At 65.8% G+C, this 14963-nt stretch carries 12 protein-coding genes and 1 pseudogene; 4 read left to right on the forward strand and 9 right to left on the reverse strand.

Annotation, left to right across the window (positions count from 1 at the left end):
* Window positions 1-145: 145 nt before the first annotated feature.
* Window positions 146-1356, forward strand: a pseudogene (locus tag ACW5W4_RS14310) (MFS transporter); the annotation flags it as partial.
* 63 nt (window positions 1357-1419) lie between these two features.
* Here ACW5W4_RS14310 and hslU read toward each other — a convergent pair.
* The 4 genes from hslU to argS form a co-directional block, all read right to left on the reverse strand.
* On the reverse strand, window positions 1420-2748 hold the full coding sequence (gene hslU, locus ACW5W4_RS14315; RefSeq protein WP_456689822.1) for an HslU--HslV peptidase ATPase subunit: 1329 nt from the start codon (window positions 2746-2748) through the stop codon (window positions 1420-1422).
* A 92-nt stretch (window positions 2749-2840) separates the two neighbouring features.
* On the reverse strand, window positions 2841-3374 hold the full coding sequence (gene hslV, locus ACW5W4_RS14320) for an ATP-dependent protease subunit HslV (RefSeq protein WP_005306539.1): 534 nt from the start codon (window positions 3372-3374) through the stop codon (window positions 2841-2843).
* Window positions 3375-3590: 216 nt separating this feature from the next.
* Window positions 3591-4409 (reverse strand): SPOR domain-containing protein, encoded by an 819-nt coding sequence (locus ACW5W4_RS14325; RefSeq protein ID WP_456689823.1) that lies wholly within the window; start codon window positions 4407-4409, stop codon window positions 3591-3593.
* Between the two features lie 3 nt (window positions 4410-4412).
* Window positions 4413-6158, reverse strand: a complete 1746-nt coding sequence (gene argS, locus ACW5W4_RS14330) for an arginine--tRNA ligase (protein ID WP_456689824.1) — start codon at window positions 6156-6158, stop codon at window positions 4413-4415.
* A gap of 312 nt (window positions 6159-6470) precedes the next feature.
* Here argS and ACW5W4_RS14335 point away from each other — a divergent pair, with 312 nt between their 5' ends.
* From ACW5W4_RS14335 to ACW5W4_RS14345, 3 genes are all read left to right on the forward strand, one after another.
* Window positions 6471-7037, forward strand: a complete 567-nt coding sequence (locus ACW5W4_RS14335) for an LON peptidase substrate-binding domain-containing protein (protein ID WP_456689825.1) — start codon at window positions 6471-6473, stop codon at window positions 7035-7037.
* Window positions 7038-7158: 121 nt separating this feature from the next.
* Window positions 7159-7734: a sigma-70 family RNA polymerase sigma factor gene (locus tag ACW5W4_RS14340; protein ID WP_408796027.1), complete on the forward strand. Its 576-nt coding sequence runs from the start codon at window positions 7159-7161 to the stop codon at window positions 7732-7734.
* A complete protein-coding gene (locus ACW5W4_RS14345; RefSeq protein WP_456689826.1) occupies window positions 7727-8425 on the forward strand; it encodes a ChrR family anti-sigma-E factor in 699 nt (232 codons plus the stop codon). Before ACW5W4_RS14340 ends, ACW5W4_RS14345 begins: the two co-directional genes overlap by 8 nt.
* A gap of 64 nt (window positions 8426-8489) precedes the next feature.
* Here the strand turns inward: ACW5W4_RS14345 and bacA are convergent, their stop codons facing one another.
* The 5 genes from bacA to ACW5W4_RS14370 all read right to left on the reverse strand — a co-directional run bounded on the left by bacA (window position 8490) and on the right by ACW5W4_RS14370 (window position 13819).
* Window positions 8490-9305, reverse strand: a complete 816-nt coding sequence (gene bacA, locus ACW5W4_RS14350; protein WP_456689827.1) for an undecaprenyl-diphosphate phosphatase — start codon at window positions 9303-9305, stop codon at window positions 8490-8492.
* 273 nt (window positions 9306-9578) lie between these two features.
* Window positions 9579-10574 carry an aldo/keto reductase gene (locus ACW5W4_RS14355; protein ID WP_456689828.1) on the reverse strand — a complete coding sequence of 332 codons (996 nt, stop codon included), beginning with the start codon at window positions 10572-10574 and terminating at the stop codon, window positions 9579-9581.
* 67 nt (window positions 10575-10641) lie between these two features.
* On the reverse strand, window positions 10642-11631 hold the full coding sequence (gene galM / locus ACW5W4_RS14360; RefSeq protein WP_456689839.1) for a galactose-1-epimerase: 990 nt from the start codon (window positions 11629-11631) through the stop codon (window positions 10642-10644).
* On the reverse strand, window positions 11628-12776 hold the full coding sequence (gene galK / locus ACW5W4_RS14365) for a galactokinase (RefSeq protein ID WP_456689840.1): 1149 nt from the start codon (window positions 12774-12776) through the stop codon (window positions 11628-11630). Before galK ends, galM begins: the two co-directional genes overlap by 4 nt.
* 2 nt (window positions 12777-12778) lie before the next feature.
* Window positions 12779-13819, reverse strand: coding sequence for a UDP-glucose--hexose-1-phosphate uridylyltransferase (locus ACW5W4_RS14370; RefSeq protein WP_456689829.1), 1041 nt, complete (start codon window positions 13817-13819; stop codon window positions 12779-12781).
* Between the last annotated feature and the right edge of the window lie 1144 nt (window positions 13820-14963).

The raw sequence follows: 14963 nt of genomic DNA on the forward strand, positions 1-14963 counted from the left end.
CTTTTTTGAACAAGGGGCGGGCGGCGCCTCACGGCTCTGCGTGAAGGAGGGAAAAGCCAGGTGCAGCGGGCCGGAACCCTCGGGATCCCGGGCGGCCGCACCGTGCTCCCCGAGCGGCCAGGAGGTGGATTTGCCTGCCGCCGGGGGGATCACCTGCCTGACTGTGGTGGCGGGCCGGCTCGGCGATCGTCTGGGGCGGCGTCGCCTGCTGCTCCTGGGGCTGGGGCTCTTTGCGCTGGCCTCATTGCTGTGCGCCCTGGCGCCGACCATGGGCTGGCTGATCGCGGCCCGTGCCCTGCAGGGGGTCGCTGCGGCCTGCATGCTCTCCCTGGCGCTGGCCATGGTGGGTCAGCTGGTGCCGCCGGCGCGGCGGGGCTGGAGCATGGGATTGCTCGGCACCCTGTCGGCCTGCGGCACGGCGCTCGGCCCCTCCTTCGGCGGCCTGTTGATCGGCGGATTTGGCTGGCAGGCTCCCTTCCTGCTGCTGCACCCCCTGGCGTTGCTGGCGCTGGGGTGTGCCTGGCGCGATCTGCCCCGGGACGGCTCCTCGCCACAACAAGAGGGGATGAACCTCGCGAGCCTGTCACTGCTGGTGGCGGCCCTGCTCTGCTACGGCCTGGCGCTGACCCTGGGGGGCGCCCTGGCCCTCTGGTGGGGGGCGGGGACCCTGCTGGTCACGGCCTCGTTCGTTCGCCGCGAGCGCCGCGCCCCTGTGCCCCTGTTGCCGCTGGCGCTGCTGGGGGCCCCGGGGCTTGGCAACGGCCTTGTCGCCAGTGCGCTGGTGGCCAGCGTCATGGTGCTGACCCTGCTCATAGGCCCCTTCTACCTGAGGGGGGTCTTCGGTCTCAGTCTCGGGACTGTCGGCCTGATGATATCGGGCGGGCCCCTGCTGGCGGCCCTGACGGGCATGCCCGCCGGCTGGCTGGTGGACAGGGCGGGGGCGACCCAGGTGGTGCGCCTGGGCCTGGGGCTCATGGTGGTGGCCGCCGTCTTGCTGGCCCTCCTGGACAGGGCGCTCGGGCCCCTCGGCTACCTGCTGCCCATCTTGCTGCTGACCGCCGGCTATGCCCTGTTCCAGACCGCCAACAACAGCGCCCTGGTGGGGGAGGCGGAGGGGGCGAGCCGGGGCGCCGTCGCCGGGCTGCTGACCCTGTCGCGCAACCTTGGCCAGCTGACGGGGCGGCGGGGTTGGGGGGCCTGTTCGCCGCCTTGGCGGGGCGACCCGATCTCGCCTTCGCGACGGCGGACGAGCTGGCGTTGGCGACCCGATCCACCTTCGCCCTGACGGCCCTGCTGCTGATGAGCGCACTCTGGCTGGCCGGTGGCTGGCGAGGCGAGAGGCTGGCCAGGGCCTGAGCCGAAACCCATAAAAAAACGCCTCCGGGAAGGGAGGCGTTTGTCTGGCGGGAGGGGGCGCGCTTACAGAATGTAGCGGCTCAGATCCTCGTCCTCGATAAGCGCCCCAAGGTGGGCGTTGACGTAGTCGGTATCGATGACGAAGGTCTCGCCGGACTTCTCGGAGGCATCAAAAGAGATGTCTTCCATCAGGCGCTCCATCACGGTGTGCAGGCGGCGGGCACCGATGTTCTCGGTGCGCTCGTTGACCTGCCAGGCCGCTTCGGCCAGACGGCGGATGCCATCCTGGGTGAACTCGATGTTGACCCCTTCAGTGGCCATCAGCGCCTGGTACTGATCGGTCAGCGAGGCGTTCGGCTCGGTCAGGATCCGCTCGAAGTCATCGGTGGTCAGCGCGGTCAGCTCGACCCGGATCGGCAGACGGCCCTGCAGCTCGGGGATGAGGTCAGACGGCTTGGCGATCTGGAAGGCGCCGGAGGCGACGAACAGGATGTGGTCGGTCTTGACCATGCCGTGCTTGGTGTTGACGGTGCAGCCCTCAACCAGCGGCAGCAGGTCACGCTGTACCCCTTCACGGGAAACGTCCGGGCCTGAGCTCTCGCCGCGCTTGCAGATCTTGTCGATCTCGTCGAGGAAGACGATGCCGTTGTTCTCGACCGCGGCGATCGCTTTCTGCTTCAGCTCTTCCGGATTGACCAGACGGGCCGCTTCCTCTTCGATCAGCGCCTTCATGGCCTCTTTGACCTTGATCTTGCGCTTCTTCTTCTGGTTCTGGCCCAGGTTCTGGAACAGCCCCTGCAACTGGTTGGCCATCTCTTCCATGCCCGGCGGGGTCATGATTTCGACGCCCATCGGGGAGGCGGAGAGCTCCAGCTCGATCTCCTTGTCATCCAGCTGACCTTCCCGCAGTTTCTTGCGGAAGATCTGGCGGGTGTTGGAGTTGTCAGCTTTCTCTTCCTCGCCCCAGCTGTTGCGCGGGTTGGGCAGCAGGGCGTCGAGGATGCGCTCTTCGGCGGCTTCCTCGGCGCGGTATTTCATCTTCTCCATCTCGGTTTCGCGCACCAGCTTGATGGCGGCATCGGTCAGATCGCGGATGATGCTGTCCACTTCCTTGCCGACATAGCCCACTTCGGTGAACTTGGTCGCTTCCACCTTGATGAAGGGGGCGTTGGCCAGCTTGGCCAGACGACGGGCGATCTCGGTCTTGCCGACACCGGTCGGGCCGATCATCAGGATGTTTTTCGGGGTCACTTCATGGCGCATCTCTTCATCGAGCTGCATCCGGCGCCAGCGGTTGCGCAGGGCGACGGCGACCGCGCGCTTGGCGTCGGCCTGGCCGATGATGTGTCGGTCCAGCTCGTGGACGATTTCTCTCGGGGTCATATCGGACATGATGGGGTTCCTGTATCCGGGGCGGGCAGGGCCCACCCCTTGGAAAATGGGGTTTGGCTGGCGGCCTTATTTGGCGGCCCTATTTCGCCGACTTATTTAGCTGAATAATCCAGCACTTCGATGGTGTGGTTGCCGTTGGTGAACACACAGATATCGCCCGCAATCTTGAGGGACTTCTCGACGATGCTCTTGGCATCCAGCTCGGTGTTCTCCAGCAGGGCGATGGCGGCGGACTGGGCGAAGTTGCCGCCGCTGCCGATGGCGATAAGATCGTGCTCCGGCTGCACCACGTCACCGTTGCCGGTGATGATGAAGGATTTGTGCTCGTCGGCGACGGCCAGCAGCGCCTCGAGGCGGCGCAGGGCGCGATCGGTGCGCCAGTCCTTGGCCAGCGCCACGGCGGCGCGCTCCAGGTTGCCCTGATGGGCCTGCAGCTTGGCCTCGAAGCGCTCGAGCAGAGTGAAGGCGTCGGCGGTGCCGCCGGCGAAACCTGCCAGCACCTTGCCGTTGTAGAGGCGATGAACCTTGCGGGCGTTGCCCTTCATGACGGTGTTGCCGAGGGATACCTGGCCATCCCCTCCGATCACGACTTGGCCGTTGCGGCGGACTGAAACTATGGTCGTCACTTTACTTACCTCGCTTGAGCCGATTCACGGCCATGACTGTGCATGAGAAGAGAGATGGGGTTGCCGATTGTGCTTTTCAACCCTGATCCCGTCGCGGGAGGCAGGGGAGGTGACACCCGGGAGCTGGATCGGCAGGATGGGTTTCAAGAGGGCCGTGGCTGGATAAAAAAAGGCGGCAGTGTGTCGCCACACCGCCGCCTTTCTTGTTGCGAGATCTCAGCCCTTGCGGGAGATGCAGCCGCTGATGCCGGAGCCTTGCAGCTTGCGGTTGGCCGCATCGACGGCGGACTTGCCGTTGAAGGGGCCCACCATCACCTTGTAGACGGCGCCATTGGCGCCATTGACCACCTGCAGGCTGGAGGAGAGGCCGGCGCCGAAGGCGATGCGCGCCTTGAGGGATTCCGCCGAATCCTGTGAGCGCAGGGCGGCGCACTGCATCATGTAGCGCCCCGTGTCTGCGGCCGCCGTCGCGGCGGGCTGGGCCTTGGCGGCCTGGGCACGCTCCCGCTCCAGTTCGGCGCGTAGTTCCCGCTCCATCCGCTCCCGTTCGGCCTTGCGATCGATCACCTGCACCTGGGCGCTGGCGACCGGTGCGCCGGTCGGCTTGGGCTGATAGGGCTGCACCTGGCCGATGGGGGTACCTGGCTGGGGTATGCTGGTCTCCACCGGCTTGGGCAGCTTGTCCGGTTGCAGCGTCACCGTCTCGGCGGGGGGAGGGGGCAGCACGCCGGGCTGGGGCGGCGGCTCTACGATGTCCACCTGCTTGTTCTCGAGCCGCTCGATATAGCTCCACTTCTCCTGGGGCAGTTCATGTCCCTTGGCCTTGGGCTTGTTGGCGCGCACCTGCTCTTCGATGGTGGGGGCGTCCGCCCCCTTGCCATTGATGAGGTAGAGGAAGGCGCCAAAACCGGCGACCAATACCCCCGCCAGCAGGACGGGGATCAGCGGAAAACGGCGGCGAGGCGGCGCCTTCTTGGCATTGCGACCACCGGCCCGTCTGCGCGAGCCACTCCCGACATAATCCCGTGTCGCCATGAATTACATGCGCTCCAGGGTGTGGATACCCAGCACGCCCAGGCCCAGTTTCAGCACCTTGGCGGTGGCGGCGCACAGCAGCAGACGGCTCTGACGGTCTTGCGGCTCGACCCCGTCCTTGTTGATCGGACAGGCTTCGTAGAAGGTCATGAAGTTGCCGGACAGCTCGTACAGGTAAGTACAGAGCAGGTGGGGCATGCCGCGCTCGGCCACGCCGTTGACCGCGTCGGAGAACTGGATCAGCTTCTGGGCCAGGGTCAGCTCGGCATCCTCGTTGAGCTGGATGCTGCCGCTGAGCTGGCTGGCATCGACGCCGGCCTTGCGGAAGATGGACTGGATCCGGGTGTAGGCGTACTGCAGATAGGGTGCAGTGTTGCCTTCGAACGACAGCATCAGATCCCAGTCGAAGATGTAGTCCGTGGTGCGGTTCTTGGAGAGATCCGCGTACTTGACCGCCCCCATGGCGATGGCGTGGACCACCTCGGCCTTCTCGTCGGCGGACAGATCGCTGTTGCGGCTCTCCAGCAGGGCGCTGGCGCGCTCTTCCGCTTCGTTCAGCAGATCGACCAGCTTGACGGTGCCGCCGGAGCGGGTCTTGTAGGGGCGGCCATCCTTGCCCAGCATCATGCCGAAGGCGTGATGTTCGAGGGGGACGGATTCCGGCACATAGCCCGCCTTGCGGGTGATGGTCCAGGCCTGCATCAGGTGCTGGTGCTGGCGGGAGTCGATGAAGTACATGACCCGCTCGGCGCCCAGGGTCTCGTAGCGGTACTTGGCGCAGGCGATGTCGGTGGTGGTGTAGAGGAAGCCGCCGTCGCTCTTCTGGATGATGACGCCCATGGGCTCGCCATCCTTGTTCTTGAACTCGTCGAGGAAGACCACGGTGGCCCCCTCGCTCTCGACCGCCAGCCCCTGGGCCTTCAGGTCGGTGACGATGGCGGGCAGCATGTCGTTGTACATGGACTCGCCCATGATGTCCTTGTTGGTCAGGGAGACATTGAGGCGGTCGTAGTTGCGCTGGTTCTGGGCCATGGTCATGTCGACCAGCTTCTTCCACATGGTGCGGCAGTACTCATCGCCGCCCTGCAGTTTCACCACATAGTTGCGGGCGCGCTCGGCGAAGGCGTCGTCTTCGTCATACAGGCGCTTGGCCTGGGTGTAGAAGGCTTCCAGATCCTTGAGCTCCATGTCGGAGGCGTGCTCGTTCTCCATCTTCTCCAGATAGGCGATCAGCATGCCGAACTGGGTGCCCCAGTCGCCGATGTGGTTGGCGCGGATCACCTTGTGACCGAGGAACTCCAGGGCGCGGGCCGCCACGTCGCCGAGGACTGTGGAGCGGATGTGGTGCACCGCCATCTCCTTGGCCACGTTGGGGGCAGAGTAGTCCACCACCACGGTTTGCGGCGCGGGCAATTTAACGTTGGCGTTGGCGCTGGCCACCATGGCATCGACCTGACCGGCCAGCCACTGCTGGTTGAAGAAGAAGTTGATGAAGCCGGGGCCGGCGATCTCGACCTTGGCGACGAGATCAGAGGCGGGCAGGTGCGCTATGATGGCCGCAGCCAGCTCGCGGGGGTTCTTGCCCGCCGGCTTGGCCAGCAGCATGGCGAGGTTGGTGGCCAGGTCGCCGTGAGCCTTGTCCTTGCATCGATCTACCAGCACGCGGGCTTCCAGCTCCGCCGGCAGGATGCCCGCGGATTTGAGATTGGCTACCGTCTGTTCAAGTAGATGATGAATATGCTCTTTCATGACTGACCACCGAGGTTATGCGTCGAAATATGACTGATATATAAGGGCGTGAATTTTACCCGCATCGGGCCGAGAAAACTATAGGAATGACCCTCCACTGCTGGGGCGGCGGATATTTCACTGCGTGGCGCGCAGGTTTGCAGAATATTGCGTTGTCGCCTGCGACTTAACCATTTCTACTGCATATGGAAGCAGCTTGTCCAGGCTATTTTCCCCTAATACCAATGGGGTTTTTTATTCCCACTTGGTCTGAATGATCTGGCCCGTTTCCGTAGTCGTATCAGAAGAAGACACACGAAACTGGATACCGACATGCAACTGGCGCTCTTCCCCCTCTCTGCTCATCTGCTGCCCGGCGGCGTCATGCCCCTGCGCCTCTTCGAGCCCAGATACCTGCGGATGATCGCCGAGGCCCAGGTTCGGGAGTTCGCCCTCTGCATGCTGGACCCCCGCCAGCCCGATGCGCTGCGCAACATGTACCCCATCGCCACCCGGGTGCGGATCATCGACTTCGACCGCCTGCCCGACGGCCTGCTCGGCATCAAGGTGCAGGGGGTGGATCGGCTGCGGATCCGGGATCTCTGGCAGGAGGGGGATGGTCTGAGGGTGTGTGACGCACAGCTGCTGCCGCCCTGGCAGGGTGGCCGCCTGCCCCAGGATCAGCGCAATCTGGCCCAGGCCCTGCGGGAGGTATTCAGCGACTACCCCGAATATGCCGCCCTCTATCACGAGCCGGCCTGGGACGATGCCTGCTGGGTCGCCCAGCGCTGGATCGAGGTGCTACCCATCCCGGCAGAGCAGAAGCAGTGGCTGATGGCCTGCGAGGATTATCGTCCCGCCCTGCGTCTGCTCAGCAACCTGCTGGTCACCAGTCACTGATCCGGCCCGGTGATCCGGGTCTCGTTTCCGAGCGTATAGCTGGGTACGTTTGCATTCAGGGTTAGGCGCCATGGCATATACTGGCCAATCACAATCGGTTCACAGCAGGATCTCGCCCCAGATGGACACAGCCCCAGGCACCCCGGATCTGAAGACTCAGCTGATCCGGGTCGCCGAGACCGCCGACAAGGTGGCCTTCGCCGCCCTGTTTCACCATTTCGCCCCCCGGATCCGTCACTACGGCCTGCGCCATCTCGGCAGCGAGGCCAATGCCATGGAGCTGGTGCAGGAGACCATGATGCTGGTGTGGCAGAAGGCGCGCCTCTATCACCCGGACAAGGGCGCCCCCAGCACCTGGATCTATACGGTGATGCGCAACCAGTGCTTCGACATGCTGCGCCGCCGTCGCGCCAGCAAGGAGGATCTCTGCGCCGAAGAGCTGTGGCCGCTGCTGGAGTTCAGGGCGCAGGAGGAGTCCCTGAGCGGTGGCGAGGATGCGGTGCTGACCCGCCAGATGGCGCACCATGTCGGGGCACTGCCCGAGCCCCAGCAGCAGGTGGTGCGTGGCATCTATCTGCAGGAGCTCTCCCAGCAGGAGCTGGCGGACAGGCTCGGCGTGCCCCTTGGTACCATCAAGTCCCGCCTGCGGCTGGCATTACAGAAACTGAAAGAGCAAGTGGAGCAAGGCCATGATTAAGATCCATCCGACCGACCCCATGTTGCGCGCCTTCGCCGCCGACGAGCTGCCCTTGCCCCTGGCCGTCGGGGTGGCCGCCCATTGCGAACTCTGTCCCGAATGTGCCCTGCGCCTGCGAGCCCACGAAGAGGAGCTGGCGAACGCATACCTGGCCAATGACTCGTGGGCGAACGACGCGCCGGCGCCGCCCGCGGCGGCGGACGATCCCGCCGAAGCCGGGTTCGATGCCATGCTGGCGGAGATACTGCAACAGCCGTTGGCGACGGCGACCGAACTCGCCCAGATTGCGCCCCCCCTGCCCGTGTTGCAGGTGGCGGGTCACTCATACCGCCTGCCCCGGGTGCTGGCCCGTCACCATGCGCCCAAGTGGCGCCATGTGGGCGCCATTCGCCAGCACAGCCTGCCGTTGGACGAGATGGGGGCCCGCGCCAGCCTGCTCCATATCGAGGCCGGTGGCCGCATCCCCGAGCATACCCACAAGGGCTATGAGCTGACCCTGCTGCTGGCGGGCACCATCGAAGATGGCGACACCTGCTATCAGGCGGGGGACTTCATCTGGCGCGACGCCCGCCACGCCCACAGCCCGCACACCCCGGACGGCTGCCTCTGCTACACGGTGCAGAATGCCCCGGTGCAGTTCACCAAGGGGCTGTCACGGTTGCTCAACGGCATCAGCCAGCACCTCTATTGAGCACCATGACGCCATAGAAAAAGGGACCATTTGGTCCCTTCTGCATTCCATGACGGGCGGCCGCTCAGGCGACAAACACCAGATAGACGACGAAGGCCAGCAGGAAGCGGTAGATGGCGAACGGGATGAAGTCGAGGCGACGGATCAGCGCCAGGAAGGTCTTGATGGCGACCATGGCGACCACGAAGGCGGTGACGAAGCCCACCGCAAACATGGGGAAGTCGGCCATGGAGAGGAAGTCCCGGCTCTTGTAGAGATCCAGGCCGCTGGCCGCGATCATCATGGGCACCGCCATGATGAAGGAGAATTCGGCCGCCGCATGGCGGCTGATGCCCATCAGCATGCCGCCGCTGATGGTGGCGCCTGAGCGGGAGAAGCCGGGCCAGAGTGCCAGACACTGGAACAGGCCGATACCGAACGCCTGCTTGTAGCTGATGTCGTCCAGGGTCTCGGCGGTGACGGCGGGGCGGAATTTCTCGGCGATGATCAGCAGGATGCCGCCCGCCACCAGGGCGTACATCACGGTCTCAGGGCCAAACAGATGGGCCTTGATCCAGCCGTGGATGGCGAGCCCGACGACCACGGCGGGCAGCATGCCGAGGATGACGTGCACCAGGGTGAGGGTGGCATGATCCTGGGTTGGTTTTTGACCGAAGTGAATGCCGATGAGCCCGAACAGCCGGCGCCAGAACATGACGACGACCGCCAGGATGGAGCCCAGCTGGATCACCACCTCGAAGGTGGCGGCCTTGGGCCCTTCGAAGCCCAGCAGATGGCCGACGATGATCATGTGGCCGGTGGAGGAAACGGGCAGGAACTCGGTCAGGCCTTCCACTATGCCCAGCACGAAGGCGACAAACAGGGCGTAGGATTCGGTCATGGTACAGATCTCTTGATGGATGGGAGCCGGATAAAATCAGCCCCGAGCAGGGTCGGGGCGGCCAATGATGGCGGAAAATCCCGCGGGCAACCAGAGAATATTGGGGGGACCGCTGCCGTTGACCGCCCTTGTCTGGCGGCCGGCCCCTCTCCATGGTGCAGGGCCAGGCCGCTGCGGCTTGAGTGAAATTGCCCCTGGCCTTGTCGCCGCCCCGTCACCTTCTGACAGTTCAGTCATGCCAGCTAGTCGCAGTTTGAGGATCCTTTCGTGCTGCTAATCCAGCGCAGACAGGATTTTTTGTTGCAGTTCCTCCTCCAGTGGCGGCTGCCCCAGGGCGTCGACGGCGCTCACAATCTGCTGCGGGCGGCTGGCGCCGATCAGGGCGCAGCTCACCACGGGATCGCGCAGCACCCACTGCAATGCCAGCTGGGACAGGGACTGGCCCCGCTGCTGCGCCAGGGCGTGCAGGGCGCGGATGCGGGTCAGCCTCTCCGCCGTGAGCTGATCCGGTGTCAGGAAGGGGCTGGCGCTGGCGGCGCGGGAATCCGCCGGGATCCCGTCCAGGTAGCGATCGCTGAGCAGCCCTCCCGCCAGGGGCGAGAAGGCGACCACTCCCATGCCGTGTTCGCGGCAGACCGGCAGCGTCTGCGCCTCGATGTCGCGTTGGAGCAGGGAGTATTTGAGCTGATTGACCAGGCAGGGGGTGCCGAGTTCCGCCAGCCGGGTCGCCGCCTGGGCGGCAAGCTCGGCCGGGTAGTTGGAGAGGCCGACATAGAGCGCCTTGCCCTGGCGCACCATGAGCGCCAAGGCCTGGCAGGTCTCCTCCAGCGGGGTGCGGGGATCCGGCCTGTGGTGATAGAAGATGTCCACATAGTCCAGCCCGAGGCGGCGCAGGCTCTGGTGCAGGCTGGCAAATAGGTATTTGGCGCTGCCGCCATCGCCGTAGGGGCCGTCCCACATCAGGTAACCCGCCTTGCTGGCGATGACGAGCTCGTCCCGATAAGGGGCCAGGCTCCCCTTGAGCAGGGCGCCGAAAGTCAGCTCGGCCGATCCCGGCGGCGGCCCGTAGTTGTTGGCGAGATCGAAGTGGGTGATCCCCAGATCGAACGCCTGGTGCACCATGGCCTTCGCCCCGGCGGGATCGCTCCCGGCGCCGAAGTTGTGCCACAGACCCAGGCCGATGCCGGGCAGGCGCAGACCGTGGCGACCCGCGGGGCGATAGGGCTGGCGCTGGTAACGATCCGGCGCGGCCAAGTAGTGCTCATCCATAAAGACTCCTTGCTTGGGGTGGGTTCATGACTCTGCCCCGATGAGTGACCCTGTATCCCCGGGCGGATTAGTCGGCGGCGATAAAGCGATAGCGAGTCTGGTGACGATAGCGCTGCCCCGGCAGCAGCCAGGGGTCGCCGAGCTCGGGCCGGTTCGGGCTGTCAGGCAGCTGCTGGGCCTCCAGGCAGAAACCGTCGTAATCCCGGTAGGGCCGGCCGTGGCGATCCGGCGTGCCGGTCAGCCAGTTGCCGCTGTAGAACTGCAGGGAGGGCTGATTGGTATGGACCTCCATCGCCAGTTGGCGATCCCCCGAGATGACCCGTGCCGCCCATGGCTGCTCCCCCTCGCCCCCATTGAGCAGGAAGGCGTGATCGTACCCCTTGGCCAGCCGCTGCTGGGGGTGGCTCAGCCACTCCTGGCCGATGGGGCGGGGGGCGCGCAGATCGAAGGGGCCCTCCACCGGCGCCATGGCCAGCGGCAGGCTCTGTTCATCCGTGGGCAGGTAGTGGTCTGCGTTCAGGCTGAGGGTGTGATGGCGGATGTCGCCGCCGCCGTCCAGGTTGAAGTAGGCGTGGCTGGTGAGGCTGACCGGGGTCGGGGCGTCCGTGCTGGCGCAGAAGTCGACCACCAGATCCCGCTGCTCCAGCCGGTACTCCAGGGTGACCCTCAGATTGCCGGGAAAGCCCTGATCCCCGGCCCTTGAGAGCAGGGCCAGCCTGATCCTGTCCGCCTCCTGCTCCTTGATCTGCCAGGTGCGGCGGTGAAAGCCGTCGCCCCCGCCGTGCAGGCAGTTGGCCCCCTGGTTGGCGTCCAGGGCCCAGCGTTCGTCCCCTCGCACCAGCAGGGCGCCGCCGATGCGGTTGGCAAAGCGCCCCGCCACGGCCCCCAGCCACACCTGCTGGCTGGCATAGGCCTCGTCGGCGCAGCCCAGCAGCACTTCACGCCGCCCCCCCGCCAGCGGCAGGGTGAGGGAGGTGAGGGTGGCACCAAAATCGAGACCGCGCAGGCGCAGCCCCTCTTCGTTTTCCAGCTCGAATGACGTCATGGGGTTGCTCATCGTCTGCCCGCCCCGGCGCTGGCGGAGCAGACGTAGCAAGCCGCCTCCAGCCCCGAGATGGCCGGGTATTGCGCCTCCACGGCGGCGATGACCGCAGGCACCCGCTCCGGGCGCAGCAGGGCCACCACGCAGCCGCCGAAGCCACCGCCCGTCATGCGCACGCCCCCTTCGCTGCCGAGCTGCCCCTTGATGATCTGCACCAGGCCGTCGATGGCGGGCACGGTGATTTCGAAGTCATCGCGCATGGCGGCGTGGGACTGGCCCATCAGCTCGCCGAGGCGGACCAGATCCCCTGAGGCGAGCGCCTCGGCGGCGGCCAGGGTACGGGCGTTCTCCCCCACTATGTGGCGGGCGCGGCGGTAGCAGGCCTCGTCCAGCCCGGCCTTGTCCGCCTCCAGGCGGCTGGCGTCGAGGTCGCGCAGGGCCTTGACCCCGTAGTGGCGGGCGGCGGCTTCGCACTGCTGGCGACGCAGGTTGTACTCGCTGTCCACCAGGCCGCGGCGCACGTTGGAGTTGACGATGAGCACGGCGAGATCCATCGGCATGGGGATGAGACGGGTCTCCAGGGAGCGGCAATCGAGCAGCAGGGCATGGTCCGCCTCGCCGCAGGCGGAGATCATCTGATCCATGATGCCGCAGTTGCAGCCGACGAACTGGTTCTCCGCCTGCTGGCCGTTCTGGGCCAGTTCGGCCTGGCTGATGGCAAGCCCCAGAGCCTCCTTGAAGGCCTGGCCTATGGCCACCTCCAGGGAGGCGGACGAGGAGAGCCCGGCCCCCTGGGGCACGTTGCCGGAGACCACGAGATCCAGGCCGTGCAGGACATGGCCGCGCGCCTGCAGGTGCTTGACCACGCCACGGATATAATCGCTCCAGCGCTGGTCCGGGTGGTGCTCGATGGGAGCATCCAGGGAGAACTCGTCGTGCTCCTCCCCGTAGTCGGCGGCGATGACCCTCACCCTGGCATCCTGGCGCAGGCCGATGGCGACACAGGTCTCGTAGTCGATGGCGCAGGGCAGCACGAAGCCGTCGTTGTAGTCGGTGTGCTCGCCGATGAGGTTGACCCGGCCCGGCGCCCGGACGCTGAGATCCTGGGGGCGGCCGTGGTGACGGATGAAAACCTCGGTCACGCGTTCAAACGGGGTCATGGTCATGCTTGGGCACTCTTGTAGTGGAGGGGGCTCAGGGCGCGCAGCCGCTCGGCTGCCTGCTCCGGGGTGAGGTCACGCTGGGTCTCGGCCAGCATCTCGAAGCCGACCATGAATTTGCGCACACTCGCTGAACGTAACAGGGGCGGATAGAAGTGGGCGTGCAGCTGCCAGGCCTCGGGGCAATCGGCGCGGGGCGGGGCGAAGTGCCAGCCCATGGAGTAGGGGAAGCTGCACTGGAACAGGTTGTCGTAGCGGCTGGTGAGCTCCTTGATCGCGATGGCCAGATCCTGTTGCTGCTCCCGGGTGAGATCCAGCATGGAGGGCACATGGGCCTTGGGCAAGAGCAGGGTTTCGAACGGCCAGGCCGCCCAGAAGGGCACCACCGCCAGCCAGTGGGTCGTCTCCACCACGAGGCGGGATCGGTCCGCCAGCTCCCGCGCCACATAGTCCAGCAGCAGGGGGCGGCCGTGTTCGGCCAGCCAGGCCTGCTGGCGATCCTGCTCCCTGGCTATCTCGTTGGGCAGGAAGTCGCTGCCCCAGATCTGGCCATGGGGGTGGGGGTTGGAGCAGCCCATGACGGCCCCTTTGTTTTCAAACACCTGCACCCATTCCCACTGGGCAGAGAGTTCGGCCACCTGGCTCATCCAGCTGGTGATCACTCCCTCGATGGCGGGCAGGGACAGCTCGGGCAGCGTCTTGCCGTGGTCCGGCGAGAAGCAGATGACCCGGCTGGTGCCCCGGGCTGCCTCCAGTTGCAACAGGGGATCCGGCGCTGCGTCGGTGGCCGGGGTGTCCTGCATCAGGGCGGCGAAGTCGTTGGTGAAGACGAAGGTGCCCTGGTAGTCGGGGTTGATATCGCCGCTGACCCGGGTGTTGCCGGCACAGAGGAAGCAGTCGGGGTCGTGGGATTGGGTGGGCGCCTCGCTTATCTTCTCCACCTGTCCCTGCCAGGGGCGCTTGGCCCTGTGGGGAGAGACCAGCACGTACTGGCCGGTGAGAGGGTTGAAGCGGCGGTGGGGGTGATCAACCGGATTGAACATCATCACTCCTCATTCGCTGATGACATGTATGGGGTGGTCGGGAAGCGGGCGCGCTCGCGGGCGGCGCCTCTCATCCCCCGGCAGTGTGAGGTGGGTGATGACCCGGGCTGCCGCGGTCGTCCGTGGTCAGCGTCTTCATCCCTGCCCTGTGCTTGACGGGTGTGAGCAGGAGTCTAGCCGAGCCATCGATGGGCAAACTGTGAGCTGGTTAGCAAATTTGTGTAAACGATTACACTTGTGTTCGGCGAAGCGCCATGGACATGAACCTTGCTTTCCCTGCCATCAAAGGGCTCGAGGGGGATCATGGCCGGCTCGCGCGCAGTGAAAAGCGTGAAACCAGTATGAGTTTCACCCAGGAGCTTGCCCCCTTGACCTGGTCTCGACCGCCACGGTTTCACGGGGAATGAGCGGCTCCCCAAGGCGAGCGCCCCGTCGCGGGTGCGGCAGGTCATGGTCGCGCCTGGCCATCCCTCCCATGCCGATGCGCGGGCCCTGATGCAAGGGGATTGGTACCCTGGCGGATGCCGGACGGGTGGAGTCGGGCCCGAACGAGGAAGAGGAGGCAGGTGCCACAGTCAACCTGCTCAACCCGATCGCCAAGGGGCTGCTCGCCACGGTCGTGCTGGCCTGTGGCGATGGGGCCGTCCTGGTGCTGGCGGGCAACGGCCACAGGATGCCGGAGGCGGTCTCGGTGGCGGGATTCGATGACATCTCTCTCTCCATGCCAGATGGCCAAGCTCTACCCCATCGAGCCAATGGCATGCCAGGCGGTCAAGTGGGGGCGGCCACTGTCGGCCGGGGAAGCACAGACGTTGCAGAGCGCAACTCTGCCTCGGCGCTGATCCATCGTCACTCGACCGCCCCGCCCGGATGGTGCGTCAGCACTGGCGCAGACTGCGGCGGGCTCTGCGTCGCCCCCTCGTCTCACCCTGCTCCGTCGGGGGTCGGGCTCTGCGTCGCCCCCTCGCCTCGCCCTGCTCCGTCGGGGGTCGGACTCTGCGTCGCCCCCTCGTCTCGCCCTGCTCCGTTGGGGACAGGGGCGTCTCTCTCCCTTGTCCCGCCTGTGTCCGTGGATGGCTTCCAGGTTCAGGTAACCAAATGTAATCGTTTACATCTTTGTGAGAAAGATCCCCCTTTCCCTCGG

The organism is Aeromonas crassostreae (assembly GCF_054052445.1).

Coding starts and splice junctions, on each gene's coding strand:
- ACW5W4_RS14325 (WP_456689823.1), bottom strand. CDS start 4,409: ATGGCGACACGGGATTATGTCGGGAGTGGCTCGCGCAGACGGGCCGGT.
- hslU (WP_456689822.1), bottom strand. CDS start 2,748: ATGTCCGATATGACCCCGAGAGAAATCGTCCACGAGCTGGACCGACAC.
- ACW5W4_RS14345 (WP_456689826.1), top strand. CDS start 7,727: ATGATTAAGATCCATCCGACCGACCCCATGTTGCGCGCCTTCGCCGCC.
- argS (WP_456689824.1), bottom strand. CDS start 6,158: ATGAAAGAGCATATTCATCATCTACTTGAACAGACGGTAGCCAATCTC.
- galM (WP_456689839.1), bottom strand. CDS start 11,631: ATGAGCAACCCCATGACGTCATTCGAGCTGGAAAACGAAGAGGGGCTG.
- bacA (WP_456689827.1), bottom strand. CDS start 9,305: ATGACCGAATCCTACGCCCTGTTTGTCGCCTTCGTGCTGGGCATAGTG.
- ACW5W4_RS14335 (WP_456689825.1), top strand. CDS start 6,471: ATGCAACTGGCGCTCTTCCCCCTCTCTGCTCATCTGCTGCCCGGCGGC.
- galK (WP_456689840.1), bottom strand. CDS start 12,776: ATGACCCCGTTTGAACGCGTGACCGAGGTTTTCATCCGTCACCACGGC.
- ACW5W4_RS14370 (WP_456689829.1), bottom strand. CDS start 13,819: ATGTTCAATCCGGTTGATCACCCCCACCGCCGCTTCAACCCTCTCACC.
- ACW5W4_RS14340 (WP_408796027.1), top strand. CDS start 7,159: ATGGACACAGCCCCAGGCACCCCGGATCTGAAGACTCAGCTGATCCGG.
- ACW5W4_RS14355 (WP_456689828.1), bottom strand. CDS start 10,574: ATGGATGAGCACTACTTGGCCGCGCCGGATCGTTACCAGCGCCAGCCC.